We start from the raw sequence: 25,811 nt of genomic DNA on the forward strand, positions 1-25,811 counted from the left end.
AGTTTTGTGTATTTGAGTTTGTTAACATTCTGCTAAATTATCGTGGGCTTTCCGTCCAGATAAGGGAGATATGATGAAGCAGGCATTACGAGTAGCATTTGGTTTCTTAATGCTGTGGGCAGCGGTGCTGCACGCAGAAGTACGTATCGAGATCACCCAAGGGGTAGACTCGGCACGTCCAATTGGCGTGGTTCCCTTCCAGTGGGCCGGGCCGGGCGCAGCGCCTGAAGATGTCGGCGGTATCGTCGGCGCAGACCTGCGTAATAGTGGTAAATTTAACCCGTTAGACCGAGCCAAACTGCCACAGCAGCCAGGCACAGCGCAGGAAGTTCAACCTGCGGCATGGTCTGCGCTGGGTATTGACGCGGTTGTCGTCGGCCAGGTCTCACCTAACGCTGATGGCAGCTATACTGTTGCCTACCAGCTGGTCGATACCGGCGGTGCGCCGGGTACCGTTCTGGCACAGAACTCTTACAAAGTGAACAAGCAGTGGCTGCGTTATGCAGGCCATACTGCCAGTGACGAAGTGTTCGAGAAGCTGACCAGCATCAAAGGCGCGTTCCGTACACGTATTGCCTACGTTGTGCAGACTAACGGCGGTCAGTTCCCGTATGAACTGCGCGTGTCTGACTACGATGGCTACAACCAGTTTGTGGTTCACCGTTCACCGCAGCCGTTGATGTCTCCGGCATGGTCTCCGGATGGTTCCAAACTGGCTTACGTAACCTTCGAAAGCGGCCGTTCTGCGCTGGTTATCCAGACGCTGTCCAACGGTGCGGTTCGTCAGGTTGCGTCGTTCCCGCGTCACAACGGTGCGCCAGCGTTCTCTCCGGATGGCAGCAAACTGGCGTTTGCCCTGTCTAAAACCGGCAGCCTGAACCTGTATGTGATGGATATCGGTTCTGGCCAGATCCGTCAGGTAACCGATGGTCGCAGCAACAACACCGAACCAACCTGGTTCCCGGACAGTCAGAATCTGGCCTTTACTTCTGACCAGGCCGGTCGTCCGCAGGTGTATAAAGTTAATGTAAACGGCGGTGCTCCGCAGCGTATTACTTGGGAAGGTTCTCAGAACCAGGATGCGGATGTGAGCAGCGACGGTAAGTTTATGGTAATGGTGAGCTCCAATGGTGGGCAGCAGCACATTGCCAAACAAGATCTGGAAGCGGGTGGCGTACAAGTATTGTCGTCAACGTTCCTGGACGAAACGCCAAGTCTGGCACCTAACGGCACTATGGTAATCTACAGCTCTTCTCAGGGGATGGGATCCGTGCTGAATCTGGTTTCTACAGATGGGCGTTTCAAAGCGCGTCTTCCGGCAACTGATGGACAGGTCAAATTCCCTGCCTGGTCGCCGTATCTGTAATAATAAATAATTGAATTATTAAAGGAATCAAAGAAATGCAACTGAACAAAGTGCTGAAAGGACTGATGCTGGCTCTGCCGGTAATGGCAATCGCTGCGTGTTCTTCTAACAAGAATGCAAGCAACGATGGCAGCGAAGGCGGCATGCTGAACGGCGCTGGCACTGGTATGGATGCAAACGGCAGCGGCAACATGTCCTCCGAAGAGCAGGCTCGTCTGCAGATGCAACAGCTGCAGCAGAACAACATCGTATACTTCGATCTGGACAAATACGATATCCGTTCTGACTTCGCTGCAATGCTGGATGCGCACGCTAACTTCCTGCGTAGCAACCCGTCTTACAAAGTCACCGTAGAAGGTCACGCGGACGAACGTGGTACTCCTGAGTACAACATCTCCCTGGGCGAACGTCGTGCAAACGCTGTTAAAATGTACCTGCAGGGTAAAGGCGTTTCTGCTGACCAGATCTCCATCGTTTCTTACGGTAAAGAAAAACCTGCAGTACTGGGTCATGACGAAGCGGCTTACTCCAAAAACCGTCGTGCCGTACTGGTTTACTAAGAGAATTGCATGAGCAGTAACTTCAGACATCACATGTTGAGTCTGTCGTTACTGGTTGGCATAGCGGCCCCCTGGGCCGCTAATGCTCAGGCGCCAATCAGTAGTGTCGGCTCAGGCTCGGTCGAAGACCGTGTCACCTCCCTTGAGCGTATTTCTAATGCTCATAGTCAACTTTTGACCCAACTCCAGCAACAACTCTCTGATAACCAATCTGATATCGACTCCCTGCGTGGTCAAATCCAGGAAAGTCAGTACCAGATGAACCAGATTGTTGAGCGCCAGAAGCAGATCCTGTTGCAGATTGACAGTCTGACGAGCGGCGGCGCTGGCGCACAGACGCAACAGGCGTCCGGTGAGCAGGGCGGCAGCGCGACGGCGACGCCAGCACCGGCAGCCGACGCAGCGGCCTCTGGCGTGCCTGCGCAGACGGGTGACGCCAATACGGACTACAACGCAGCGATTGCACTGGTGAAGGATTCCTCTCGCCAGGACGACGCAATGGCGGCGTTTCAGAACTTCGTCAAAAAATATCCTGATTCAACGTATCAGCCGAATGCCAATTACTGGCTCGGTCAGTTGAATTACAACAAGGGTAAAAAAGACGATGCGGCGTACTATTTTGCCTCCGTGGTGAAAAACTACCCGAAATCACCGAAAGCGGCTGACGCGATGTTTAAGGTCGGGGTGATCATGCAGGATAAAGGGGATACTGCTAAGGCGAAGGCAGTGTACCAACAGGTGGTTACGAAGTACCCAGGCACCGATGGTGCTAAACAGGCTCAGAAACGCCTTAATGGGATGTAATGCCTGAAGCATGACCAGGAATCGCGTTATTTCTGGTCATGCCGCATGAAACATAAGCACTTAAGTGATCTTCGTCGAAATATTTGTTGCGCTCAATTCTGAAATCAGTAATATATGCCGCCGTTGCAACGGGATATTAAACATCTCGAAAACAACGTAAAAGTGGGTCGTTAGCTCAGTTGGTAGAGCAGTTGACTTTTAATCAATTGGTCGCAGGTTCGAATCCTGCACGACCCACCACTTAAAGCAGTATCCAGCGCAGTATCGGGTGATTAGCTCAGCTGGGAGAGCACCTCCCTTACAAGGAGGGGGTCGGCGGTTCGATCCCGTCATCACCCACCACCGGGTCGTTAGCTCAGTTGGTAGAGCAGTTGACTTTTAATCAATTGGTCGCAGGTTCGAATCCTGCACGACCCACCATCATTCTGGTGGAGTCGGTGGAAGCAGTTTGTAGTATCCAGCGCAGTATCGGGTGATTAGCTCAGCTGGGAGAGCACCTCCCTTACAAGGAGGGGGTCGGCGGTTCGATCCCGTCATCACCCACCACTCGGGTCGTTAGCTCAGTTGGTAGAGCAGTTGACTTTTAATCAATTGGTCGCAGGTTCGAATCCTGCACGACCCACCAATTTTAGATTGGTAACCGAGTAAAAATCTTTCAGGCAACACCCGAATGGGTCGTTAGCTCAGTTGGTAGAGCAGTTGACTTTTAATCAATTGGTCGCAGGTTCGAATCCTGCACGACCCACCATCCTGAATGATTTAAGCAGTAAAATCCCGCAAGGGGTCGTTAGCTCAGTTGGTAGAGCAGTTGACTTTTAATCAATTGGTCGCAGGTTCGAATCCTGCACGACCCACCAATGTAAAAAGGCGCCCTAAAGGCGCCTTTTTGCTATCTGCGGTTTGGGAAATGCCTGATGGCGCTTCGCTTATCAGGCCTACACCTCGCATCGCCTTGTAGGTCGGGTAAGCGCAGCGCCACCCGACACCGCCCGCACAAAACTCTCCCTAAAATCTCCACGACTTTTCCCCTCATTTCAGCTATCTTGTTTAGCATATAAAACACCGGTGCCCGATTGATGCGTTTTATACGCCTGTTATCGGCAATATCGTTAAGTCAGTAAAACGAGACAGCATGATGAGCGTGATGTTTGACCCAGAAGCCGCAATTTACCCCTTCCCGCCGAAACCGGTGGCCCTCAGCGTGGATGAAAAGCAGTTCTACCGCGAGAAAATCAAACGCCTGCTGAAAGAACGCAATGCGGTGATGGTGGCGCATTACTACACCGACCCGGAAATTCAGCAACTGGCGGAAGAGACAGGGGGATGCATCTCTGACTCTCTGGAGATGGCGCGTTTTGGTGCAAAGCATCCGGCAACGACCTTGCTGGTCGCCGGTGTGCGTTTTATGGGCGAGACGGCGAAAATCCTTAGCCCTGAGAAAACCATTCTCATGCCCACACTGCATGCGGAGTGTTCGCTTGATCTTGGCTGCCCCATTGAAGAGTTTAACGCCTTCTGTGATGCGCATCCGGATCGCACTGTCGTGGTCTATGCCAATACTTCCGCCGCGGTAAAAGCGCGCGCGGATTGGGTGGTGACCTCCAGCATCGCGGTTGAACTCATTGAGCATCTCGATAGTTTAGGTGAAAAAATCATCTGGGCGCCGGATCGCCACCTTGGCAGTTATGTGCAGAAACAGACCGGCGCGGATGTGCTGTGCTGGAAGGGCGCCTGTATCGTGCATGATGAATTCAAAACCCAGGCACTTGCGCGTATGAAAGCGTTGTATCCCCAGGCGGCCATTCTGGTACACCCGGAGTCGCCTCAGGCGATTGTCGATATGGCTGATGCCGTGGGCTCAACCAGCCAGCTTATCAACGCCGCGAAAACGCTGCCGCATCCACAGCTGATTGTCGCGACCGACCGTGGGATTTTTTACAAGATGCAGCAGGCCGTACCGGAAAAAGAACTGCTGGAAGCGCCGACGGCGGGGGAAGGTGCCACCTGCCGCACCTGCGCACACTGTCCGTGGATGGCGATGAATGGCCTGAAAGCCATCGCTGAAGGGCTGGAGCAGGCCGGTGCCGCGCATGAAATCCACGTTGATGAGACGCTGCGTCAGGGCGCGCTGGTGCCGCTGAACCGCATGCTTGATTTTGCGGCTACACTTCGGGGATAGCGTGATAACCCTCTGGAGATAAAATGGATTTCTTTAGTACGCAAAACATTCTGGTGCACATCCCTATCGGCGCGGGCGGTTACGATCTCTCGTGGATTGAAGCCGTCGGCACGGTAGCGGGGCTGTTGTGCATTTGGCTGGCAAGCCTGGAAAAAATCGTGAACTACTTTTTCGGGCTGGTTAACGTCACCCTGTTCGCGATTATTTTCTTCCAGATTCAGCTCTACGCTAGCCTGCTGCTGCAACTCTTCTTCTTTGCGGCAAATATTTATGGCTGGTATGCCTGGTCGCGGCAAACGCAACAACATGAAGCTGAACTGCAAATCCGCTGGCTGCCGAAGCCGAAAGCCATCGGCTGGCTGGCGGCCTGTGTGGTGGCGATTGGCCTGATGACGGTTTACATCGACCCGGTGTTTGCTTTCCTGACGCGCGTGGCGGTGAACGTGATGCAATTCTTTGGCCTGAACGTCACGCAGCCCACGCTGCAGCCTGACGCGTTCCCGTTCTGGGATTCCTGCATGATGGTGTTGTCGATTGTGGCGATGGTGCTGATGACGCGTAAATACGTGGAGAACTGGCTGCTGTGGGTGATAATAAACGTTATCAGCGTGGTGATTTTTGCCCTTCAGGGCGTGTACGCCATGTCGCTGGAATACCTGATTCTGACCTTTATCGCGCTTAACGGTAGTCGAATGTGGATGAACAGCGCGCGTGAGCGAGGCTCTCGCGCGTTTTCTCATTAATGATGGTGATGATGCCCGTGTCCGGCTGTCGTCTCGTTGAGATGGCATTCCGGGCCGCTACAGGGCTGATACTCCATCTGGATGGTAGCGTGCTCAATCTGATAATGATGTTCAAGAAAGTGCTGAATACTGTCGAGTAGCGCATCATGATCGTGCGGCGGTACCACCTGAACATGCAGCGTCATGATCGGCTTTTCGCCCACCAGCCAGACGTGAACGTGGTGCACGTCGCGGACTTCAGGAATGGCCCGGCGCAGGTCCCGTTTCAGTGCCTGGACGTCCATGGTGCGCGGCGCGCCTTCCAGTAGTTCATTAACGCTCTCTTTCAGCAGTGACCACGCGCTGCGCAGCACCAGGCACGATACCAGCACTGACAGAATCGGATCGATAGGCGTCCAGCCCGTCATCATGATCACCACCGCGGCGGCAATCGCGCCTACCGATCCCAGCAGATCGCCCATCACATGCAGTGCCGCTGCGCGTACATTAAGGTTTTTCTCTTCGCTGCCGCGGTGCAGGATCCAGAACGAAAGAATATTGGCAATCAAGCCTGCGACGGCAATGATCATCATGGTTGCCCCGGCGATGGGCTGCGGATGATAGAAGCGCTGAATAGCTTCCCAGACGATCAGAATGGTAATGACCACCAGTGCGATGGCGTTAACAAACGCCGCAAGGGTGGTGAGACGCAGCCAGCCAAAGGTATGACGGGCATTTGGCGGACGACGTGCAAAGTGGACGGCCAGTAGCGCAAACAGCAGCGCGGCGGAGTCGGTCAGCATATGCCCGGCATCGGCCAGCAGCGCCAGCGAACCAGAAATGACCCCACCGATGGTCTCCACCACCATAAAACCAGCGGTGATAATAAACGCCAGTAGCAGACGACGGGCGTTTTTGTCTTCGGGAAGGTGGGGGGAAGCGTGCGAGTGTGAGTGCGCCATAATGTCATCCGTTTTTATGCTTTTGTTAACTGTATGACATCATACCTTTTTTGCGCCAACAAAATAAAAAAGGAGAGCATAAGCTCTCCCGTTTTCGCCGTGTTTCAAACGTTACTGCGTGGTACCGTCCGTTTTGGTGTCGGCATCGTTATTGACGCCATTACCGGTCTCAACTTTCTTGTTGATATCCGGGCATCGACCGTCTTTGCACATCGAATTTTTGTGCACTTCATCTTTGGTCATGCCGTCATGACCGCTGGCCGAGCCATTCGGGTGCAGCATGGTGCCGCCAGAACCGGTATTGATCTGGCTATTATCGACACCATTCGGCGCAACGTTTTCTTTCGCATCAGGGGCGACCTGGCCGGCGTCAGCGGCGGCATTCGCTTGACCATTGTTACTTTGCGCGCCCGTATCGGCCGCCAGGGCCGCGCCGCTGGCGAGGCTGAGCGTAGCGGTAAGGAGAAGTGTGGCCAGTTTAGTCGTTTTCATAAGGTGCTCCTGTTATGAATTCAGTACCGGATAGCATCTTCCGACGTACTTATGCCAGCGAGGGTGGCAGGCAATGGTTGAAGATGTCGCCACAGGCCGCTTAGGCCAGTAGAGAATCTCGAAAAAATAATAAAACAGAGTCGTTACAGTTAAAAATTGTAGGTTAGATCTCGTTATTCGCTACTTTCTGGCGTTTTTTAGGCTAATTCCAGGATTATTCTGCGCAAAGTGTAAAATCCCGTTTACACTTTCTGGCGAAAGATATAGATTGAGGGGATTGCATTCAATCATATAAGTATGGCAACACTGGAACGAACATGAATTATCAGAACGACGATTTACGTATCAAAGAGATCAACGAGTTATTGCCTCCGGTCGCACTCCTTGAGAAATTCCCCGCCACAGAAAACGCGGCTAATACGGTTTCCCGTGCGCGCAAAGCGATTCACAAAATCCTGAAAGGCAACGACGATCGTCTTCTGGTGGTGATTGGCCCATGTTCTATCCACGATCCGGCTGCGGCGAAAGAGTACGCTTCACGCCTACTGGCGTTGCGTGAAGAGCTTAATGATTCGCTCGAAATCGTCATGCGCGTCTATTTTGAAAAACCGCGCACCACGGTGGGCTGGAAAGGGCTGATCAACGATCCGCATATGGATCACAGCTATCAAATCAACGACGGCCTGCGCATCGCGCGTAAGCTGCTGCTCGATATTAACGACACCGGCCTACCGGCGGCGGGTGAGTTCCTTGATATGATTACGCCACAATACCTGGCCGATTTAATGAGCTGGGGTGCAATCGGTGCGCGTACTACCGAATCTCAGGTGCACCGTGAACTGGCTTCTGGCCTTTCCTGCCCGGTTGGTTTCAAAAACGGTACCGACGGCACCATGAAAGTGGCTATTGACGCCATCAATGCTGCGGGCGCGCCACACTGCTTCCTTTCTGTCACCAAATGGGGGCATTCCGCTATCGTTAACACCAGCGGTAACGGCGACTGCCACATCATCCTGCGCGGCGGCAAAGAGCCGAACTACAGTGCAGCTCACGTGGCCAGCGTAAAAGAATCGCTGAAAAAAGCCGATCTTCCGGCGCAGGTGATGATCGATTTCAGTCACGCTAACTCCAGCAAGCAGTTCAAAAAACAGATGGAAGTGGGCGCGGACGTCTGCCAGCAAATTGCGGGCGGAGAACAGGCGATTATTGGCGTGATGATTGAAAGCCATCTGGTGGAAGGCAATCAGAACCCGGATAACGGCGAACCGCTGGTTTACGGTAAGAGCATTACCGATGCCTGCATCGGTTGGGAAGATACGGAAACCATCCTGCGTCAGTTGGCGAATGCGGTAAAAGCACGTCGCGGATAAGGTGCCTTATGCGCTACGCTTATCAGGCCTACGTAACTTGTGCGATGTTTTGTAGGCTGGATAAGGCGTTTACGCCGCATCCGGCAGGAACTTTGAACGGGTAGCTTGCGCTACCCGTTTTTCATGATTACTTCGCTTTACCCTGGTTCGCAACGGCCGCCGCTTTCGCAGCGATTTCGTCAGCATTGCCCAGATAGTAATGTTTGATCGGTTTGAAGTTTTCGTCGAACTCATACACCAGCGGAACGCCAGTTGGGATGTTCAGATCGATGATCTCTTCTTCGCCCATGTTATCCAGGTATTTCACCAGCGCGCGCAGAGAGTTACCGTGAGCGGCGATGATCACGCGTTCACCGCTTTTAATGCGCGGCAGAATGGTTTCGTTCCAGTACGGCACAACGCGATCGATGGTCAGCGCCAGGCTTTCGGTAACCGGCAGCTCTTTGTCGGTCAGTTTGGCATAACGCGGGTCATGGCCTGGGAAACGTTCGTCATCTTTGGTCAGCTCTGGCGGGGTGATGGCAAAACCACGACGCCACTGTTTCACCTGGTCGTCACCGTATTTCGCTGCGGTTTCCGCTTTGTTCAGACCCTGAAGCGCGCCGTAGTGACGTTCGTTCAGTTTCCAGGATTTCTCAACCGGCAGCCACGCTTGATCCAGCTCGTCCAGTACGTTCCACAGCGTATGGATGGCACGTTTCAGCACAGAGGTATAAGCAAAATCGAAGGTGTAGCCTTCAGCCTTCAGCAGTTTACCGGCCGCTTTCGCTTCGCCAACGCCTTTCTCTGACAGGTCAACGTCATACCAACCGGTGAAGCGGTTTTCGTTGTTCCACTGACTTTCACCGTGACGAACCAGTACCAGCTTAGTTACAGCCATACTCTCACTCCTCAAGCTTTATTTGAATGATAACAATTCTCATTATATTGCCGCGATCGACTCGACGGCAACGCTTATGCATAACCATAGCGAAAATAGTGGCCGAGTGTAAGGTGGTTGTGAATGCAGGGTTGTGAATTTGTCGATGGTTGACGCTAAATTCAGCAAAATGCGCAAAAAATAGTGACCGGATGTCAGGGGGACATCCGGTCTGCGCGGTTAACCGGCAATAAACTGATATTCCGTCAGGCTGACATACTCTTCGCCTGGCAGAAGCACGCAGTCAGGTTGCGGCCATTCCGGGTGGTTCGGGCTATCGGGCAGGAATTCGCTTTCCAGCGCCAGACCTTGCCACGCGGTGTAAGCTTCACTGCTGCGCGATGGGGTGCCATCGAGGAAGTTGCCGGAGTAAAATTGCAGGGCAGGGGCTGAGGTATAGACCTTCATCTGCAATTTCTCGTCCTGCGACCACAGGCGGGCGACAACCTGAGAAGCATCGCCTTTCGCCTGTAACAGGAAGGCGTGATCGTAACCTTTTACTTTCTGCTGATCGCCGTCGGCAAGGAAATCGGCGGAAATTGCCTTCGGCTGGCGGAAATCGAAGCTGGTGCCAGCCACGTCTTTCAGGCCGTCATAGGGAATACCCATTTCATCCACCGGCAGGTAGGCATCCGCCAGCAGTTGCAGCTTGTGGCTACGCACGTCGCTCTGCTCGCCATTGAGGTTGAAGTAGACGTGGTTGGTCATATTCACCGGACAGGCTTTATCGACCGTTGCGCGATACTCGATAGAGATACGGTTATCTTCCGTCAGGCGGTAAAGCGCCGAAGCGTTGAGCGTGCCCGGGAAACCCTGGTCGCCATCGTCGGACGTCAGCGTGAACAGCACCTGGGTGTCATTCTGGTTGCTGATGGCCCAGCGACGTTTATCAAACCCTTCGGTGCCGCCGTGCAGCTGGTTTTCGCCCTGACTTGGGGTCAACGCATAGGTTTTGCCATCCAGCGTAAAGCGACTTTTGGCGATACGGTTGGCGTAACGGCCAATCGACGCGCCGAAGTAGGCGGCCTGCTGGCTGTACTGTTCCGGCGAGGCGCAGCCCAGCAGCGCTTCGCGAATAGAACCATCCGCCAGCGGAATACGGGCGGAGAGCAGCGTCGCGCCCCAGTCCATGAGTGTCACCACCACACCCTGCGCATTGCGCAGAGTGATAAGGCGATAGGGAAGGCCGTCGGGGGCCAGGGTTGGCGTTTCGGTTAGCACTGTCCAGCTCCTTGTGAAGGTTTGCAGACGTAGAATGTCTCTTTGATGCCGGTTTTGGTTTCATACTGGTCAGCCACGGCCTGCTGTACGGCATCCACCATCTCTTCCGGTACCAGCGCTACGATGCAACCGCCGAAGCCGCCGCCGGTCATACGTACGCCGCCTTTGTCGCCAATGGTGGCTTTCACGATCTCAACCAGGGTGTCGATTTGCGGTACGGTGATTTCAAAGTCGTCACGCATAGAGGCGTGAGATTCCGCCATCAGTTTACCCATGCGTTGCAAGTCACCTTTTTCCAGCGCCTCAGCGGCTTCTACGGTACGGGCGTTTTCGGTCAGCACGTGACGCACACGCTTCGCAACGATGGGGTCAAGCTGGCTGGCAACCGCGTTGAACTGATCCAGCGTGACATCACGCAGGGCAGGCTGCTGGAAGAAGCGTGCGCCGGTTTCACACTGTTCGCGGCGCGTGTTGTACTCGCTGCCGACCAGGGTGCGTTTGAAGTTGCTGTTGATGATGACCACTGCCACGCCTTTTGGCATGGACACCGCTTTGGTGCCCAGGGTGCGGCAGTCGATCAGCAGCGCATGATCTTTTTTACCCAGCGCGGAAATCAGCTGATCCATGATGCCGCAGTTACACCCCACGAACTGGTTCTCGGCTTCCTGACCGTTCAGCGCAATCTGAGCGCCATCCAGCGGCAGATGATACAGCTGCTGGAACACGGTGCCGACGGCGACTTCCAGCGAGGCGGAAGAGCTGAGGCCCGCGCCCTGCGGCACATTACCGCTGATCACCAGATCCGCACCGCCGAAGCCTGCGTTGCGTTTTTGCAGATGTTTCACCACGCCGCGCACATAGTTAGACCACTGTTGCGTGTCATGCGTAACGATAGGCGCATCAAGGGAGAATTCATCGGTCTGGTTATCGTAATCGGCAGCAATCACGCGAACGGTGCGATCCTGACGCGGTGCGCAGCTGATCACCGTCTGGTAATCAATGGCGCAGGGCAGCACAAAACCGTCGTTATAGTCAGTGTGTTCGCCGATCAGGTTAACGCGACCCGGCGCCTGAATGATGTGGGTAGCAGGGTAGCCAAATTTTTCAGCAAACAGGGATTGTGTTCTTTCTTTCAGACTCATTGTTATTCTCCGGACTCGCGAAAATGGATATCACTGACCGCGCGCAGGCGCTCGGCGGCTTGTTCTGCCGTCAGGTCGCGCTGGGTTTCTGCCAGCATTTCATAGCCAACCATAAATTTACGCACGGTGGCGGAGCGCAGAAGCGGCGGGTAAAAGTGCGCGTGCAGCTGCCAGTGTGCATTTTCTTCGCCATTAAACGGCGCGCCGTGCCAGCCCATCGAGTAGGGGAAGGAGCACTGGAACAGGTTGTCGTAGCGGCTGGTCAGTTTTTTCAGCGCCAGCGCCAAATCGTCACGCTGGGCATCCGTTAAGTCGGTGATGCGCAAGATATGCGTTTTCGGCAGCAGCAGCGTTTCAAACGGCCATGCCGCCCAGTAAGGGACTACGGCCAGCCAGTGTTCGGTTTCCACGACGGTACGGCTGCCGTCTGCCAGTTCGCGCTGAACATAATCGACCAGCATCGGCGCACCCTGCTCGGCAAAATAGGCGCGTTGCAGGCGATCTTCGCGCTCGATTTCGTTTGGCAGGAAGCTGTTGGCCCAAACCTGACCGTGCGGATGCGGATTAGAGCAGCCCATCGCCGCGCCTTTGTTTTCAAAGACCTGAACCCACGGGTAGGTTTGCCCCAGATCGTCGGTTTGTTCCTGCCAGGTTTTGACCACGTCCTGCAACGCGGGTAGCGTTAATTCGGGCAGCGTTTTGCTGTGATCCGGCGAGAAGCAGATCACGCGGCTGGTGCCGCGCGCGCTCATACAACGCATCAACGGATCGTCGCTTTCCGGCGCATCAGGTGTGTCGGTCATCAGCGCGGCGAAGTCATTAGTAAAGACGTAAGTGCTGGTGTAGTCGGGGTTTTTGTCGCCCGTCACCCGGGTGTTGCCCGGGCATAAAAAGCAGTCCGGATCGTGCGCGGGCAGCGTCTGTTTTGACGGTGTCTCTTGCGCCCCTTGCCAGGGGCGTTTTGCGCGATGCGGTGAAACTAAAATCCACTGCCCCGTTAAAGGGTTATAACGGCGGTGGGGATGATCGACGGGGTTAAATTGCGTCATCACAAATCCTTAGTCTGGATATCCCTGAGGATGACGGGACTGCCAGTGCCAGGTGTCCTGCGCCATTTCATCGAGATTACGGGTTACGCGCCAGTTCAGATCCTTGTCAGCTTTGGTGGCATCGGCCCAGTAGGCCGGAAGGTCGCCATCGCGACGCGGAGCGAAATGGTAGTTAATCGGTTTGCCGCAGGCTTTGCTAAAGGCGTTCACCACGTCAAGCACGCTGCTGCCTACGCCAGCACCGAGGTTATAGATATGCACACCGGCTTTGTTCGCCAGTTTTTCCATCGCGGCGACGTGGCCGTCGGCGAGGTCCATCACGTGGATGTAGTCGCGCACGCCGGTACCGTCAGGCGTGGGGTAGTCGTTACCGAAAATCGCCAGCGATTCACGGCGGCCAACGGCAACCTGAGCGATATACGGCATCAGGTTATTTGGAATGCCCTGCGGGTCTTCACCCATGTCGCCAGACGCATGTGCGCCTACCGGGTTGAAGTAACGCAGCAACGAAATGCTCCATTCCGGCTGTGCTTTTTGCAGGTCGGTCAGGATTTGCTCGACCATCAGTTTGCTTTTGCCGTACGGGCTTTGTGGGGTACCGGTTGGGAAGCTTTCAACGTAAGGGATTTTTGGCTGGTCGCCGTAGACGGTGGCGGAGGAGCTGAAAATGAAGTTTTTAACATTCGCGGCACGCATGGCGGAAACCAGTCGTAGTGTTCCGTTGACGTTATTGTCATAATACTCCAGCGGTTTTTGCACCGACTCGCCAACAGCCTTCAGGCCCGCGAAGTGGATCACCGCCTCGATGGCGTGATCGGTCAGGATCGTGGTCATCAATGCTTCATCGCGAATATCGCCTTCCACGAACGTGGCCTTTTTCCCGCCCAGACGTTCGATCACCGGTAACACGCTGCGTTTGCTGTTACACAGGTTGTCGAGAATGATGACATCGTGACCCTGTTGCAGCAGCTGCACGCAGGTATGACTTCCTATGTAACCGCTACCACCCGTAACCAGTACTCTCATTTTTCGCTCCATTAGGCATATGGTATGTAATGAAGATAGCATATCAGAGAAGGTAAAAGTGTGACATGGGATAAATTAGTGGAATCGTTTACACTAAACGCATGAAAGTGAATTTTATTATTAGTTCTTTATTTTCAATTGGTTATATCTAATCGTATAAATCTTAAAAATGTGCAGTGAAATTTTTGTGGAACAGCTTGATGTTGCGCCAGCGCAGTAAAGCCACACCGGCGCAGCAAGGGGAGGGCGGATTAGTCGTCAGATTTTTTACGGAACACCAGATGCTTCAGCCCGGCGCCGAAAGCGACCACGGCAATGGCGGCAATTTTCCAGAACTTGAGCAGGGTGATGCCAATCATCGCCAGCAGACCGATTTTCTTCGCCGCAATCCCGCCAATCAACGCGGCCAGACCATATTCAGCCAGCTTATCGGTTTTGGCGTTATAGTCGCTGTAACGCTGACCTTCGTTAAAGTTCACGGCGTTAAGCAGCGTTTTCGTCAGAGGTTTGGCGGCCTCCACGCTACCGCGATCGGTAATCAGGTTTAGCTCGAAATAACCTTCACGGCCCAGCAGATAGGTATTGTAGTTCACACCCTGTTCGTTCACGGGCACATTGCTGCCAATGTCTTTTAAGGCGGCAGACCAAATCAGGCGATGCGTGGCGGCATCGTAGCCTGGTTTTTCTACCCAGCCAATCACTTCAATGGCCGGAATGCCTTTTTTCACACGGTCTTTATTACCTTCTTTTGTACCTTCGCGAAGGCTGCTGAGTAATTCATCGGCATCCCAGTCTTTCGCATCATCGTCTTTGATATAACCGGAATTGTCATAATCGATAGAAATAAAGCCATCGATGTTTTTATGGAAAACCAAACCATAAAAATTCTCATCATCGACGTAATTCCCCAGTTCAATCATAAATACCGACGACTCTTTCGGTGGGAAATAGACGTAGTCTTTCGGTAATTGAATGGTGGCTTTTTTGCCCAGAGGAATGGTCGCCGGACCGGGAACGGCCACGCGCTTCATCGCGGCAAAGGCAATTTCTGCAGGGTCTTCGGCCTGCTGCTGTTCCGATTGATTAGCCGCAACAACCTGAAAAGATAATGCAAAAAGAAAACTGAGAAATACGCAACGTGTACGGGGAAGTCTAAACGACAGATTCATATATTTTCCTGTAAGTAACACCGCCGACCTCATTGTCAGCGCTAAAAAATAAACGAGCACCGGGATTTTATTCCGGGCGCTAGCTTTTCACTTTTTAGTTTTTGTTAATGCAGGATTAAGGTTCTCTTTATATATAATTCGGGCCCCTCAATTGGGGCCCTGATATTTATATTTTGCCTAACTGATAGCGGTATCCTTCGCCATCGGCAATAAATTCCAGCCGATGGGTAATGCAGTCTGGGGCATCTTCCGCATGGTGTGAGACAAACAGCAACTGCGTTTTCCCCTCGCTGATTAACACGTCGATAAAGCGGCGCACCACCTGGCGGTTGAGTGGGTCCAGCCCCTGCAACGGTTCGTCGAGGATCAGTAGCGTAGGATGTTTGACCAGGGCGCGGACAATCAGCGCCAGACGCTGCTGGCCCCACGACAGACTGTGGAATGGCGCATCGGCGGTACGCGCGTTCATACCGAGAATCGCGAGCCATTGATCGACCAGCTTGCGTTGCTTATCCGACACTGCCTGGTAAATGCCGATGGAGTCAAAATAGCCGGAGAGAATAACGTTGCGCACCGTGGTGCTGACGCGATAATCCAGATGCAGGCTGCTACTGACGTAGCCAATGTGCTTCTTGATATCCCAGATGGTTTCGCCGCTGCCGCGACGGCGACCAAACAGGGTGAGATCATTGCTGTAACCCTGGGGATGATCGCCGGTGACCAGGCTTAATAGCGTGGATTTCCCCGCGCCGTTAGGCCCCACAATCTGCCAGTGCTCATTTGGCGCAACGGTCCAGCTCAGGTGGTTGATAATGGGCCGATCGTTATAGGAGACGACGCCATCGCGCAGCACAATGCGTGCTTCATCGTCGGCAAGGGATAACCGCGCAGAAGGGGCGTCAGGCTCGGGCAAGGTCATGCCGGCCAGTTTTTCGCTGTGCGCCAGTTGAGCGACCAATGTTTGTGCCAGCAGCACGTTTTTCTCGCCGGTTTCGGTGAGCGTACAATCGGCCAGCACCCCGGCAAACGGCACAAAATCGGGGATATCATCGAAGCGGTTGAGAACCAGCACCAGCGTATAACCGGCTTCACTGAGGCTGGCGAGATGCTGTGCCAACTGTTGGCGGGAGGCAACGTCGAGCCCGTCAAACGGTTCATCAAGGATCAATAAATCGGGTTCCGCCATCAGCGCCTGACACAGCAGGGTTTTGCGCGTTTCGCCGGTAGACAGATATTTAAAGCGCCTTTCCAGTAAATGGCTGATGCCAAAACGTGCGGCAAGCGCTGCGCAACGCATGTCATTTTTGACCTCATCCTGAATAATTTCTGCGGTGGTGCGCCCAGTGTCATCCTCGCCGGGGCTGAGCAAATCCGTATTGTTGCGCTGCCATTCGTCGCTCACCAGTTTCTGCAATTGTTCGAAGGAGAGGCGGGTGATACGTGTGAACTGACATTCACGCGAACCGGAAAGCAGCGGAAGTTCCCCCGCCAGCGCGCGGGCGAGCGCCGATTTGCCGCTGCCGTTGCTGCCGACAAACGCCCAGCTTTCACCGGCGCGCAGGGTCAGTTGCTCAATTTTCAGCGTTTTTGTATCGCTAAGACGAAACGTGCCTTGCGAAATTTGCAATGATGACATTGTGTATCCCATTTTTTGCAGCGATTTTTATCAGGGATACGTCTTTCACATCATGATGTCAATGGCATCAGCACAACGTGGCGAGAATGATGCGGTCAGCATTAAAATATGCTGTTACCTCGGCGCCTTCTTCCAGTTCTGTGGCTTTCTCCAGCGGCAAGGTAGCGCACAGGGTTTGCCCATCCGGCAGCGTCATCAGTACTTCACACTGTTCGGAGCCGCGCTGGATGTGGCTGATACGGCAGGCGAGTTGATTGTCCGCATCGTGGGCCTGCGACGGGTCGCGCGTGACGCTGACCCAGGGGGCTTTCAGCAGGACCAGTACTTCTTTGCCTTCATCCAGCCCAAGGCGCTCGCCGCTTTGCGCGGTGATGGCCACTTTCAGACGGGTTTCGCCGTCGGCCAACAAAATATCCACATGCTGCTGCACCTGCTGGTGGTCGCGACGGGTGACAGTCCCAAACCACTGGTTGCGGGCGCTGGTTTGCAGAGAAAAACGGGAAATGGCGGCCAGCAGGCTATCGAGGGGCAGGGCGTCATCATCACTCAGCACGTCGAACGCTTTTTGCTGAATTTGCGCCAGCAGATCGTAAAGCTGAATCAGACGCTGGCCGTAACGCGTCAGCACCGCGCCGCCGCCGCCTTTCCCGCCGGTGGCGCGATCCACCAGAGCCTGCTCGCTCAGGGTATTCATCTCATTGATGGCATCCCAGGCGCTTTTATAGCTGATGCCAGCGTTTTTCGCGCCCTGGCTGATAGAGCCGGTTTGCGCGATGTGTTTCAACAGCGAGATGCGACGCGGGTCGGCAAACAGACGTTGCTGAAGCTTAAGGGTGAGGAGAATTTCTGCCTGCATAAAGAACGTCCTGAAAAAAGGGTTATTGTGACTTAAATGGCGGCAAGGGCAAAGCGCATCGCACAAAAGGGAGTGTTTTTCTCCGGAAGATGGTTACAATAAGGTAAACGTAATGTCTGGAGTAAACCATGTTAGAACTGCTGAAAAGTCTGGTTTTTGCCGTAATCATGGTGCCTATCGTAATGGCTATCATTATGGGGGCGATTTACGGACTCGGTGAAGTGTTCAACATCTTTTCTGGCGTCGGCCACAAAGATAACCGCCCGCAGAACCATTGATTTACCCCAACGCCCGGTCTTTACCGGGCGTTTTGCTTTCAAGCTTCCCGCCTTTTTGCCGATAATACCCCTTAAAAGTAATGAATTAACGCTAGGAAACGATCTGACTTGTCGCTATATTTGTCGCTATACAACGATATTCACAGGAGTTTCAAATGGCAGGTTCATGGGTACGTTTGGTTGCAGGGACAACGCTTGCGCTCTCAGTGGCAGGGCATGCGCTGGCAGATGACGGCAAAATCACCGTTTTCGCCGCGGCATCGCTGACGAACGCAATGCAGGATATTGCGAAAGAGTATAAAAAAGAGAAGAACGTGGAAGTCGTCTCCTCTTTTGCCTCTTCTTCTACGCTCGCGCGTCAGATTGAAGCGGGTGCGCCGGCAGATCTCTTTATTTCCGCCGACCAGAAATGGATGGATTACGCGGTAGATAAAAAGTCTATCGACACGGCGACGCGCAAAACGCTGCTGGGCAATAGCCTGGTCGTGGTCGCGCCTAAAGCCAGCACGCAGGGCGATATTACCATTAATGCCAAAACCGACTGGACGCGTCTGCTGAATGGTGGTCGTCTGGCGGTGGGCGATCCGGATCATGTCCCGGCGGGCATTTATGCAAAAGAAGCGCTGCAAAAACTGGGTGCCTGGGATACCCTGTCACCGAAACTGGCCCCGGCTGAAGATGTGCGTGGCGCACTGGCGCTGGTAGAGCGCAGCGAAGCGCCGTTGGGTATCGTCTACGGTTCTGACGCCGTTGCCAGCAAAGGCGTGAAAGTGGTCGGTACCTTCCCGGAAGATTCCCACCAGAAAGTGGAATACCCGCTGGCGGTTATCGACGGTCATAAAAATGCTACCGTTACTGCTTTCTACGACTATCTGCAAGGGCCGCAGGCTTCAGCCATCTTTAAACGTTACGGATTTACCACACAACAATGATATTGACGGATCCCGAATGGCAGGCGGTGTTGCTGAGCCTGAAAGTGTCATCTCTGGCAGTGTTATTCAGTTTGCCCTTTGGGATTTTCTTTGCCTGGCTGCTGGTGAGGCGTAACTTCCCCGGCAAAGCGTTACTCGATGGATTACTTCATCTGCCGCTGGTGCTGCCGCCGGTAGTGGTCGGCTATTTATTACTGGTGGCGATGGGACGACGCGGTTTTATCGGCGCCTGGCTTTATGACTGGTTTGGCCTGACATTTGCCTTCAGCTGGCGTGGCGCGGTATTGGCCGCAGCCGTGATGTCCTTCCCGCTGATGGTGCGCGCAATTCGCCTGGCGCTGGAAGGCGTAGACATCAAACTTGAACAGGCAGCAAGAACGCTGGGTGCAGGGCGCTGGCGCGTGTTCTGCACCATTACGCTGCCGCTGATGCTACCCGGTATTATTGTCGGTACCGTGCTGGCGTTTGCCCGCTCGCTGGGCGAGTTCGGGGCGACCATTACCTTCGTCTCCAATATTCCCGGTGAAACCCGCACCATTCCTTCCGCGATGTACACCCTGATTCAAACGCCCGGCGGCGAAAGCGCGGCGGCAAGGCTGTGTCTTATCTCGATTGTGCTGGCGCTGATTTCCCTGATGATTTCAGAATGGCTGGCGCGCGTGAGCCGTCAACGGATTGGGGCGTAACGCATGCTCGAACTGAACTTTAGCCAAACGCTGGGCACGCACTGCCTGACTATTCATGAATCACTGCCCGCCAGCGGGATCACCGCCGTGTTTGGCGTATCCGGCGCCGGGAAAACCTCGCTGATTAATGCCATCAGCGGCCTGACTCGCCCCGAGAAAGGCCGCATTGTGCTTAATGGTCGCGTGCTGAATGATGTCGAAAAGGGCATCTGCCTGGCCCCGGAAAAGCGGCGGGTGGGTTATGTCTTCCAGGATGCGCGTCTTTTTCCACACTACAAAGTGCGCGGCAATTTGCGTTACGGTATGGCTAAAAGCATGGAGAGCCAGTTTGATAAACTGGTGGCGCTGCTGGGGATTGAAGCACTGCTCGAGCGTCTGCCCGGAAGCCTGTCCGGTGGCGAAAAACAGCGCGTGGCGATTGGTCGGGCGCTACTCACCGCCCCGGAATTAATGCTGCTGGATGAACCGCTGGCCTCGCTGGATATCCCGCGTAAACGCGAGCTGCTGCCGTATCTGCAACGCCTGGCGCGTGAGATTAATATTCCGATGCTTTATGTCAGCCACTCGCTGGATGAAATTCTTCATCTGGCGGATAAAGTGCTGGTGCTGGAAACGGGTCAGGTCAAAGCCTTCGGCAACCTGGAGGAAGTATGGGGCAGCAGCGTGATGCATCCCTGGCTGCCGCAGGATCAGCAAAGTTCGATTTTACGCGTTACGGTGCTGGAGCATCATCCGCATTACGCGATGACCGCTCTGGCGCTGGGCGATCAGCATTTGTGGGTGAATAAACTTGAGCGTCCCCTTCAGGCCGCCGTGCGCGTACGCATTCAGGCGACGGATGTTTCGCTGGTACTGCAACCCTCCGCGCACACCAGTATCCGCAACGTGCTGCACGCGAAAGTGGTGCAATGTTACGACAGTAACGGGCAAGTGGAAGTGCAGTTAGACGTCAGCGGCAGAACGCTGTGGGCGCGGATCAGCCCGTGGGCGAGGGATGACCTGGCGGTGAAGCCAGGCCAATGGCTCTATGCGCAAATCAAGAGCGTGTCGATTACCGCCTGATTACAGCAGGCGGCTATAGATAAATTCGGCGATGGTGTCAGTGGTGTTATCACCAATCACCACGTTGGCGCGCGCTTTCACCGCGTCGTCGGCATTGCCCATCGCCACACCCATTCCGGCGGCTTCCAGCATGCTGATATCGTTAAAGTTATCACCAAAAGCGATGACGTCTTTCATCGATAATCCCTGCGATTCAACCCATTGGGTCAGACGTTTGCCTTTGCTGTTGCCCTGGCGCGCGATGTCCACCTGATCGTGCCAGGACCATTCACACTCCAGCTGTAACGTCTCTTCAACCTGCTCGCCAAATTTCCGCAGCTTCGGCAGGTCTTCATCGGTCAGGGCAAATTTCCAGACGTTTTTCACTTCATGAGCCGCCTGCGCCAGCGAATCCACCTGCGTAAATGACGGGCGCTGCGCTTCCGGCAAAGACTGCGCCCAGTTACTGGTGCGGACAACGTGCCCGGTGGGGTACTGGTACATCATGGTGTCATCCACATACATCAGGCCGTGAATCTGATATTCATCCAGCATAGCGATAAGTTGCTGCGCTTTATCGACTGGCATAGGATCGGCTTCTAACACCTTTTTTGCATGATAATCATACAAGTAAGTGCCATTACAGCAAATTGCAGGTGTATCTAACGCCAGTGCCTGATAAAAAGGATGAATGGCAACGTGATGGCGACCGGTGACGATAAGCAATTGGTATCCAGCCTCTTTCGCGCGCTTCAGCGCTTCCAGCGAGGAAGGCAGCAGCGTTTTTTTCGGAGTGAGAAGGGTACCGTCCAGATCCAGGGCAATCACACGTGCAGTCATAGTTGTGTCTCAAGTCATGTTAAAATTCACTGTGCAGGATGGTACACCGACTCGCCTGTGCAGCAAAATCGAGCGGAAAAATTCAGCATTGACCGCTAAAACAGACTATCCTGGTAATTTGCTTCCACGTGCAGTGAGGAAAGGAGTATTCATGAAACAAACCGTTTATACCGCCAGCCCCGAAAGCCAGCAGATCCACGTCTGGTCGCTGGGCCATGATGGCAACCTGACGCTGGTTCAGGTGGTGGATGTACCGGGTCAGGTACAACCGATGGTGGTAAGTCCTGACAAACGTTATCTGTACGTGGGCGTACGCCCGGAATTTCGCGTGCTCGCCTATCGCATTGCGCCGGACGATGGCGCACTGACCTTTACCGCTGAAGCGCCGTTGCCAGGCAGCCCGACGCATATTTCAACCGATCGTCAGGGTAACTTTGTCTTCAGCGGTTCGTATAACGCAGGCTGCGTCAGCGTGACGCGTCTGGAAGACGGCATTCCGCGCGAAACGGTAGACGTTGTTGAAGGGCTGGAAGGCTGCCACTCGGCAAATATTTCCCCGGATAACCGCACCCTGTGGGTTCCGGCGCTGAAGCAGGATCGCATCTGCCTGTTTACCCTGAGTGACGACGGGCATCTGGTTGCGCAGGATCCTGCGGAAGTGACCACGGTGGAAGGAGCGGGCCCGCGCCATCTGGTGTTCCATCCGAATCAACAGTACGCCTACTGCGTGAACGAGCTTAACAGCTCGGTTGATGTGTGGGAGCTGAAAGATCCGTACGGCAAAATTGAGTGCGTGCAGACGCTGGATATGATGCCGTCCGATTTCTCCGATACCCGCTGGGCGGCAGATATTCACATTACGCCGGACGGTCGTCATCTCTATGCCTGCGACCGTACCTCCAGCCTGATTACTGTTTTCAGCGTCTCTGAAGATGGCAGCGTGCTGGCAGTAGAAGGTTTCCAGCCGACGGAAACCCAGCCGCGCGGTTTTAACATTGACCACAGTGGTAAATATGTCATTGCCGCCGGACAGAAATCGCACCACATCGCGGTGTATGAAATTAAAGGCGAGCAGGGGCTACTGGAAGAGAAGGGCCGTTATGCGGTCGGGCAGGGGCCAATGTGGGTGGTGGTTAACGCCTACTAAGCGTTGAGCTTATGCTGAAAACAAAAAACCTCGCCGCGGCGAGGTTTTTTCGTTGTAGGCCTGATAAGCGTAGCGCATCAGGCAATTTTGCTAACCGTGACGCTTACTGCTTCGGCTCTGCCAGGACAGTACTTCCCACGCCGCGGTTGTTGTATTCCCACATGCGGTTGAAGTTACGGTCGTTCAGGTCACGCTGCACATTCCCTTTATCGTCTTTCGCACCAGTGTTACCTGCGAATGGACGTTTAGAGATTGCCGCATCGGCCCACGGTTTTGCCATGTTGAAGCCTTCGTTGATCACGCTGTCGCGAATAACGACCTGGCCGTTGGTGTTGCCATCGACGTCCAGAGAGCGGCCCAGCTGTGCAACGTTATCGCCAGACGCGGTAAAGCGGCTATTGATAGCCAGGAAACCGTAGTAAATGTTTGCCTGGGTTGCCGGTGCGAAGACGTAGCCTTCCTGCTGAGTACGAGAGTTCACCACGCGGAAGTCGGTGTTATCAAACACCACTGCGCCACGGCCAGAAACGATGTCCACATCGCCTTCGAGGTAGCTGTTGCTCACCAGCGTACGGGTCTGACGATCGTTTTGCAGGCGGTTGTTGACGCTGCTGTTGGTCACAAAGAAGGTGTTCTGGCGACCCAGAATGTTCACCTTGTTGATTTGTACCTGATCGCCATCGGTACGCAGAGCGACTGCCTGATGGGTACCGGCATCGACGCTGTCGCCGAGGTTGTTTTCAATGGTCAGGTTCTGCAGTTGCAGGCCGTTGTTCTGTGACCAGAAGACCGCTGAACACATCACGCCAATGGTTGCGCTGCGTTTGCTCTGGCAGTTGTCATACATGTACCAGGACGGTTTGCCCGGCATATATTTTCCGGCCGGGTTGACCAGATGACGCCAGGCGGCAGGGGCCATTTCAGAGTCGATCGCCAGACCAATTTTCACGTCGAGCGGTTTTTCGCCCGTACCGTACAGCGTTACGCTGCCCGGTGCGGCAGGAACATAGACGGTGCCCTGATACTCGCCCGGCAGAATCGCAATGTACTGACGCTTGCTGCTGTGACGCGCAATGGCGGCATCGACGGCGGCCTGGATGGAGGTGTGCGTTACGCCCTGCTGGCCCGCTGCGCCAACCACGAAATCAGGTTGTGCCGGGGTGCTAATCGAAGACGGCGACCAGGTCGCGCCATTAGGATCGAGAGCAGTGAAGTAACGTGCGGCAACGAAGTTTTGCGCTTCATCTGCGGATAAAACCGGACGGGATGACGTCCCCGGCGCGGCCTGTTCAGACGGGCGTTGATCCGCAGGGGTTGAGCTGCAAGCAGTCAGTGTCACGCCGAAAGCCAATGCCAGCGCCAGACGGGAAACCGATAAAGTGTTCATGTTGCTCCAGGCTAGTTGAGTAAAAGGGTTCCATTTAAACCAGCCTTTTTATACTAAGTTGAGCGAAACGGGAAGATGTGCTGCATAAAAAAGCGCAGTGACTGATGTAAAAGGTTTTTTAGAAAGGATTAGGGCCGGAATGCAGGGATACATTCCGGCAAATCGATTAGCTGAACAGGGCCGTAATTGAAGCGCTGCCGAGCGTATGGAAATGGACGTTAAAGCCAACCATCGCGCCGCTGGCGTCTTCGTCAACGTCGATGCGTTCCACATCCAGCGCGTGGACGGTAAAGATATAGCGGTGCGTTTCCCCTTTCGGCGGCGCAGCACCGCCGTAGCCCGCTTTGCCGAAATCGGTGCGGGTCTGAACGGCGCCTTCCGGCAAAGCGGCAATGCCGGAACCCGCGCCCTGCGGCAGCTCGCGCGTATCGGCAGGCAGGTTCGCCACCACCCAGTGCCACCAGCCGGAACCGGTTGGCGCGTCCGGGTCGAAACAGGTCACCACAAAGCTTTTGGTACCCGGCGGAACCTCATCCCACGCCAGATGCGGAGAGAGATTGTCACCCTCATAGCCCATGCCATTAAACACCTGACGCTGCGGCAGTTTTTCGCCATCACGTAGATCATGACTGACTAAAATCATCGTTGTCTCCATCCTTTAATTTACTGATTAATAAGCAGTATAGCGGGCAAGAGGCAACCTTACCGTGCATTAATCGATAAAAAATGTGTCCGTTTCAAGCGCTGCACAGACTGCGCGCGTCAGGCGGCTGAGTTGTTCCGGGGAAATGAGATACGGCGGCATCAGGTAGATGAGCTTGCCAAACGGGCGGATCCACACGCCTTGTTCGACGAAGAAGCGTTGCAGCGCCGCCATGTTCACCGGCTTGCGAGTTTCTACCACGCCAATCGCTCCCAGCACGCGAACATCCGCCACCTGTGCCATGGCTTTTGCCGGGGCAAGTGCACGACAGAGCTGTTCTTCAATAGCGGCGACCTGCTGCTGCCATTCGCCACTCTCCAGAATCGCCAGGCTCTCCGTCGCCACTGCGCAGGCCAGCGGATTCCCCATAAAGGTTGGTCCATGCATAAAGCAGCCCGCTTCACCGTTGCTGATGGTTTCTGCCACCAGCCGGGTGGTGAGCGCGGCGGAAAGGGTCATGGTGCCGCCAGTGATCGCTTTCCCAAGGCAGAGAATATCAGGCGTGATACCCGCATGTTCGCAGGCAAACAGTTTGCCGGTGCGGCCAAACCCGGTGGCGATTTCATCGGCAATCAGCAGAATGCCTTCCCGGTCGCACATCTTACGAATGCGTTTCAGCCACTCAGGATGATACATGCGCATCCCGCCCGCGCCCTGAACTATGGGTTCGAGGATCACCGCCGCAATTTCGTGACGATGTGCGGCCATCAGGCGAGCAAATGCCACCATGTCACGTTCATCCCATTCGCTGTCGAAGCGGCTGGTTGGTGCTGGTGCGAACAGGTTTTCCGGCAGGTAGCCTTTCCACAGGCTGTGCATGGAGTTGTCCGGGTCGCAGACCGACATCGCGCCAAAGGTATCGCCATGATAACCGTTGCGGAAGGTCAGAAAACGCTGGCGCGGCTCGCCTTTAGCCTGCCAGTACTGCAATGCCATTTTCATCGCCACTTCCACCGCGACGGACCCGGAGTCGGCGAGGAAAACGCATTCCAGTGATTCTGGGGTCATCGCCACCAGCTTGCGGCATAGCGCCACTGCGCTGGGATGCGTAATGCCGCCGAACATCACGTGCGACATCTGGTCAATCTGCGCTTTCATCGCCGCATTCAGACGCGGGTGATTGTAGCCGTGGATGGCGGCCCACCACGACGACATGCCGTCCACCAGCTGTTCGCCGCTCGCCAGCTGTAGCTCGCAGCCGTGCGCGGAAACCACCGGATACACGGGAAGCGGGGCGCTCATGGAAGTGTAGGGGTGCCAGATATGCTGTTGATCGAAGGCGAGATCGTCCGTTGTCATAATCGACTTGTAAACCATTTTGAAA

Annotated in this window: 25 protein-coding genes and 7 tRNA genes; 18 read left to right on the forward strand and 14 right to left on the reverse strand. The window is 54.6% G+C overall.

Features of this window, described 5'->3' with window-relative positions:
* The first annotated feature begins 73 nt into the window (after positions 1-73).
* The 12 genes from tolB to pnuC all read left to right on the forward strand — a co-directional run bounded on the left by tolB (position 74) and on the right by pnuC (position 5,652).
* Positions 74-1,366 carry a Tol-Pal system beta propeller repeat protein TolB gene (tolB, locus tag AC1MKH_RS07260; RefSeq protein WP_015965298.1) on the forward strand — a complete coding sequence of 431 codons (1,293 nt, stop codon included), beginning with the start codon at positions 74-76 and terminating at the stop codon, positions 1,364-1,366.
* Between the two features lie 35 nt (positions 1,367-1,401).
* A complete protein-coding gene (gene pal, locus AC1MKH_RS07265; RefSeq protein ID WP_015965297.1) occupies positions 1,402-1,926 on the forward strand; it encodes a peptidoglycan-associated lipoprotein Pal in 525 nt (174 codons plus the stop codon).
* Between the two features lie 9 nt (positions 1,927-1,935).
* Entirely contained in the window at positions 1,936-2,730 is a 795-nt protein-coding gene (gene cpoB, locus AC1MKH_RS07270; RefSeq protein WP_231828133.1) for a cell division protein CpoB, read from the forward strand.
* A 164-nt stretch (positions 2,731-2,894) separates the two neighbouring features.
* Positions 2,895-2,970 (forward strand) — tRNA-Lys (locus AC1MKH_RS07275).
* Positions 2,971-2,996: 26 nt separating this feature from the next.
* Positions 2,997-3,072 (forward strand) — tRNA-Val (locus AC1MKH_RS07280).
* 2 nt (positions 3,073-3,074) lie between these two features.
* Positions 3,075-3,150 (forward strand) — tRNA-Lys (locus tag AC1MKH_RS07285).
* 50 nt (positions 3,151-3,200) lie between these two features.
* A tRNA-Val gene (locus tag AC1MKH_RS07290) sits at positions 3,201-3,276 on the forward strand.
* Positions 3,277-3,279: 3 nt separating this feature from the next.
* Positions 3,280-3,355 (forward strand) — tRNA-Lys (locus AC1MKH_RS07295).
* 47 nt (positions 3,356-3,402) lie between these two features.
* Positions 3,403-3,478 (forward strand) — tRNA-Lys (locus tag AC1MKH_RS07300).
* Between the two features lie 33 nt (positions 3,479-3,511).
* Positions 3,512-3,587, forward strand: a tRNA-Lys gene (locus AC1MKH_RS07305).
* 278 nt (positions 3,588-3,865) lie between these two features.
* Positions 3,866-4,909, forward strand: a complete 1,044-nt coding sequence (gene nadA / locus AC1MKH_RS07310) for a quinolinate synthase NadA (protein ID WP_276218614.1) — start codon at positions 3,866-3,868, stop codon at positions 4,907-4,909.
* A 23-nt stretch (positions 4,910-4,932) separates the two neighbouring features.
* Positions 4,933-5,652 (forward strand): nicotinamide riboside transporter PnuC, encoded by a 720-nt coding sequence (pnuC, locus tag AC1MKH_RS07315; protein WP_231828132.1) that lies wholly within the window; start codon positions 4,933-4,935, stop codon positions 5,650-5,652.
* On the opposite strand, the gene zitB is transcribed toward pnuC, so the two are convergent.
* The gene (gene zitB / locus AC1MKH_RS07320; RefSeq protein ID WP_276218322.1) at positions 5,649-6,593 is read right to left on the reverse strand and encodes a CDF family zinc transporter ZitB; all 945 of its coding nucleotides are present in this window, start codon (positions 6,591-6,593) and stop codon (positions 5,649-5,651) included. The two genes, pnuC and zitB, sit on opposite strands and share 4 nt — an antisense overlap.
* Before the next feature lie 111 nt (positions 6,594-6,704).
* Positions 6,705-7,085: a YbgS-like family protein gene (locus AC1MKH_RS07325; RefSeq protein ID WP_276218320.1), complete on the reverse strand. Its 381-nt coding sequence runs from the start codon at positions 7,083-7,085 to the stop codon at positions 6,705-6,707.
* A 317-nt stretch (positions 7,086-7,402) separates the two neighbouring features.
* Between AC1MKH_RS07325 and aroG the strand changes: the two genes are divergently transcribed.
* On the forward strand, positions 7,403-8,455 hold the full coding sequence (gene aroG, locus AC1MKH_RS07330) for a 3-deoxy-7-phosphoheptulonate synthase AroG (protein ID WP_276218318.1): 1,053 nt from the start codon (positions 7,403-7,405) through the stop codon (positions 8,453-8,455).
* A 127-nt stretch (positions 8,456-8,582) separates the two neighbouring features.
* Here the strand turns inward: aroG and gpmA are convergent, their stop codons facing one another.
* From gpmA to modE, 8 genes are all read right to left on the reverse strand, one after another.
* On the reverse strand, positions 8,583-9,335 hold the full coding sequence (gene gpmA / locus AC1MKH_RS07335; RefSeq protein ID WP_276218316.1) for a 2,3-diphosphoglycerate-dependent phosphoglycerate mutase: 753 nt from the start codon (positions 9,333-9,335) through the stop codon (positions 8,583-8,585).
* A 219-nt stretch (positions 9,336-9,554) separates the two neighbouring features.
* The gene (gene galM, locus AC1MKH_RS07340) at positions 9,555-10,595 is read right to left on the reverse strand and encodes a galactose-1-epimerase (protein WP_276218314.1); all 1,041 of its coding nucleotides are present in this window, start codon (positions 10,593-10,595) and stop codon (positions 9,555-9,557) included.
* Positions 10,589-11,737: a galactokinase gene (gene galK, locus AC1MKH_RS07345; protein ID WP_276218312.1), complete on the reverse strand. Its 1,149-nt coding sequence runs from the start codon at positions 11,735-11,737 to the stop codon at positions 10,589-10,591. Before galK ends, galM begins: the two co-directional genes overlap by 7 nt.
* A 2-nt stretch (positions 11,738-11,739) precedes the next feature.
* Complete coding sequence (gene galT, locus AC1MKH_RS07350; protein WP_276218310.1) at positions 11,740-12,786, reverse strand: galactose-1-phosphate uridylyltransferase; 1,047 nt, start codon at positions 12,784-12,786, stop codon at positions 11,740-11,742.
* Positions 12,787-12,795: 9 nt separating this feature from the next.
* Positions 12,796-13,812, reverse strand: a complete 1,017-nt coding sequence (gene galE, locus AC1MKH_RS07355; protein ID WP_276218308.1) for a UDP-glucose 4-epimerase GalE — start codon at positions 13,810-13,812, stop codon at positions 12,796-12,798.
* A gap of 251 nt (positions 13,813-14,063) precedes the next feature.
* Entirely contained in the window at positions 14,064-14,975 is a 912-nt protein-coding gene (locus tag AC1MKH_RS07360; RefSeq protein WP_442961868.1) for a DUF2167 domain-containing protein, read from the reverse strand.
* Between the two features lie 172 nt (positions 14,976-15,147).
* On the reverse strand, positions 15,148-16,617 hold the full coding sequence (gene modF / locus AC1MKH_RS07365; protein WP_327621802.1) for a molybdate ABC transporter ATP-binding protein ModF: 1,470 nt from the start codon (positions 16,615-16,617) through the stop codon (positions 15,148-15,150).
* 67 nt (positions 16,618-16,684) lie between these two features.
* Positions 16,685-17,473 carry a molybdenum-dependent transcriptional regulator gene (gene modE, locus AC1MKH_RS07370; protein WP_276218301.1) on the reverse strand — a complete coding sequence of 263 codons (789 nt, stop codon included), beginning with the start codon at positions 17,471-17,473 and terminating at the stop codon, positions 16,685-16,687.
* A 128-nt stretch (positions 17,474-17,601) separates the two neighbouring features.
* On the opposite strand from modE, the gene AC1MKH_RS07375 reads away from it, so the two are divergent.
* The 4 genes from AC1MKH_RS07375 to modC all read left to right on the forward strand — a co-directional run bounded on the left by AC1MKH_RS07375 (position 17,602) and on the right by modC (position 20,431).
* Positions 17,602-17,751, forward strand: coding sequence for an AcrZ family multidrug efflux pump-associated protein (locus tag AC1MKH_RS07375; RefSeq protein WP_015965278.1), 150 nt, complete (start codon positions 17,602-17,604; stop codon positions 17,749-17,751).
* A gap of 155 nt (positions 17,752-17,906) precedes the next feature.
* Positions 17,907-18,683, forward strand: coding sequence for a molybdate ABC transporter substrate-binding protein (modA, locus tag AC1MKH_RS07380; protein WP_276218297.1), 777 nt, complete (start codon positions 17,907-17,909; stop codon positions 18,681-18,683).
* Positions 18,680-19,369, forward strand: coding sequence for a molybdate ABC transporter permease subunit (gene modB / locus AC1MKH_RS07385; protein WP_149464458.1), 690 nt, complete (start codon positions 18,680-18,682; stop codon positions 19,367-19,369). Before modA ends, modB begins: the two co-directional genes overlap by 4 nt.
* A gap of 3 nt (positions 19,370-19,372) precedes the next feature.
* Positions 19,373-20,431 (forward strand): molybdenum ABC transporter ATP-binding protein ModC, encoded by a 1,059-nt coding sequence (modC, locus tag AC1MKH_RS07390; RefSeq protein WP_276218295.1) that lies wholly within the window; start codon positions 19,373-19,375, stop codon positions 20,429-20,431.
* On the opposite strand, the gene AC1MKH_RS07395 is transcribed toward modC, so the two are convergent.
* Entirely contained in the window at positions 20,432-21,250 is an 819-nt protein-coding gene (locus tag AC1MKH_RS07395; protein WP_276218293.1) for a pyridoxal phosphatase, read from the reverse strand.
* Positions 21,251-21,401: 151 nt separating this feature from the next.
* Between AC1MKH_RS07395 and pgl the strand changes: the two genes are divergently transcribed.
* Positions 21,402-22,397 carry a 6-phosphogluconolactonase gene (gene pgl, locus AC1MKH_RS07400; protein ID WP_276218291.1) on the forward strand — a complete coding sequence of 332 codons (996 nt, stop codon included), beginning with the start codon at positions 21,402-21,404 and terminating at the stop codon, positions 22,395-22,397.
* Between the two features lie 103 nt (positions 22,398-22,500).
* Here the strand turns inward: pgl and AC1MKH_RS07405 are convergent, their stop codons facing one another.
* The 3 genes from AC1MKH_RS07405 to bioA all read right to left on the reverse strand — a co-directional run bounded on the left by AC1MKH_RS07405 (position 22,501) and on the right by bioA (position 25,786).
* Positions 22,501-23,784 (reverse strand): putative acyl-CoA thioester hydrolase, encoded by a 1,284-nt coding sequence (locus AC1MKH_RS07405; protein ID WP_276218289.1) that lies wholly within the window; start codon positions 23,782-23,784, stop codon positions 22,501-22,503.
* 166 nt (positions 23,785-23,950) lie between these two features.
* Positions 23,951-24,427, reverse strand: coding sequence for a kinase inhibitor (locus AC1MKH_RS07410; protein ID WP_276218287.1), 477 nt, complete (start codon positions 24,425-24,427; stop codon positions 23,951-23,953).
* A gap of 69 nt (positions 24,428-24,496) precedes the next feature.
* Positions 24,497-25,786 carry an adenosylmethionine--8-amino-7-oxononanoate transaminase gene (gene bioA / locus AC1MKH_RS07415; RefSeq protein ID WP_276218285.1) on the reverse strand — a complete coding sequence of 430 codons (1,290 nt, stop codon included), beginning with the start codon at positions 25,784-25,786 and terminating at the stop codon, positions 24,497-24,499.
* Between the last annotated feature and the right edge of the window lie 25 nt (positions 25,787-25,811).

This window comes from Pseudocitrobacter sp. CD920760, assembly GCF_057782505.1.

What these genes read in the sequence shown, in the direction of transcription:
- modA (WP_276218297.1), top strand. Translation starts at nt 17,907, where the DNA reads ATGGCAGGTTCATGGGTACGTTTGGTTGCAGGGACAACGCTTGCGCTC.
- tolB (WP_015965298.1), top strand. Translation starts at nt 74, where the DNA reads ATGAAGCAGGCATTACGAGTAGCATTTGGTTTCTTAATGCTGTGGGCA.
- AC1MKH_RS07395 (WP_276218293.1), bottom strand. Translation starts at nt 21,250, where the DNA reads ATGACTGCACGTGTGATTGCCCTGGATCTGGACGGTACCCTTCTCACT.
- nadA (WP_276218614.1), top strand. Translation starts at nt 3,866, where the DNA reads ATGAGCGTGATGTTTGACCCAGAAGCCGCAATTTACCCCTTCCCGCCG.
- AC1MKH_RS07405 (WP_276218289.1), bottom strand. Translation starts at nt 23,784, where the DNA reads ATGAACACTTTATCGGTTTCCCGTCTGGCGCTGGCATTGGCTTTCGGC.
- pal (WP_015965297.1), top strand. Translation starts at nt 1,402, where the DNA reads ATGCAACTGAACAAAGTGCTGAAAGGACTGATGCTGGCTCTGCCGGTA.
- AC1MKH_RS07375 (WP_015965278.1), top strand. Translation starts at nt 17,602, where the DNA reads ATGTTAGAACTGCTGAAAAGTCTGGTTTTTGCCGTAATCATGGTGCCT.
- zitB (WP_276218322.1), bottom strand. Translation starts at nt 6,593, where the DNA reads ATGGCGCACTCACACTCGCACGCTTCCCCCCACCTTCCCGAAGACAAA.
- cpoB (WP_231828133.1), top strand. Translation starts at nt 1,936, where the DNA reads ATGAGCAGTAACTTCAGACATCACATGTTGAGTCTGTCGTTACTGGTT.
- modC (WP_276218295.1), top strand. Translation starts at nt 19,373, where the DNA reads ATGCTCGAACTGAACTTTAGCCAAACGCTGGGCACGCACTGCCTGACT.
- gpmA (WP_276218316.1), bottom strand. Translation starts at nt 9,335, where the DNA reads ATGGCTGTAACTAAGCTGGTACTGGTTCGTCACGGTGAAAGTCAGTGG.
- bioA (WP_276218285.1), bottom strand. Translation starts at nt 25,786, where the DNA reads ATGACAACGGACGATCTCGCCTTCGATCAACAGCATATCTGGCACCCC.
- modB (WP_149464458.1), top strand. Translation starts at nt 18,680, where the DNA reads ATGATATTGACGGATCCCGAATGGCAGGCGGTGTTGCTGAGCCTGAAA.
- galE (WP_276218308.1), bottom strand. Translation starts at nt 13,812, where the DNA reads ATGAGAGTACTGGTTACGGGTGGTAGCGGTTACATAGGAAGTCATACC.
- modE (WP_276218301.1), bottom strand. Translation starts at nt 17,473, where the DNA reads ATGCAGGCAGAAATTCTCCTCACCCTTAAGCTTCAGCAACGTCTGTTT.
- galK (WP_276218312.1), bottom strand. Translation starts at nt 11,737, where the DNA reads ATGAGTCTGAAAGAAAGAACACAATCCCTGTTTGCTGAAAAATTTGGC.
- modF (WP_327621802.1), bottom strand. Translation starts at nt 16,617, where the DNA reads ATGTCATCATTGCAAATTTCGCAAGGCACGTTTCGTCTTAGCGATACA.
- pgl (WP_276218291.1), top strand. Translation starts at nt 21,402, where the DNA reads ATGAAACAAACCGTTTATACCGCCAGCCCCGAAAGCCAGCAGATCCAC.
- galT (WP_276218310.1), bottom strand. Translation starts at nt 12,786, where the DNA reads ATGACGCAATTTAACCCCGTCGATCATCCCCACCGCCGTTATAACCCT.
- AC1MKH_RS07410 (WP_276218287.1), bottom strand. Translation starts at nt 24,427, where the DNA reads ATGATTTTAGTCAGTCATGATCTACGTGATGGCGAAAAACTGCCGCAG.
- aroG (WP_276218318.1), top strand. Translation starts at nt 7,403, where the DNA reads ATGAATTATCAGAACGACGATTTACGTATCAAAGAGATCAACGAGTTA.
- pnuC (WP_231828132.1), top strand. Translation starts at nt 4,933, where the DNA reads ATGGATTTCTTTAGTACGCAAAACATTCTGGTGCACATCCCTATCGGC.
- AC1MKH_RS07325 (WP_276218320.1), bottom strand. Translation starts at nt 7,085, where the DNA reads ATGAAAACGACTAAACTGGCCACACTTCTCCTTACCGCTACGCTCAGC.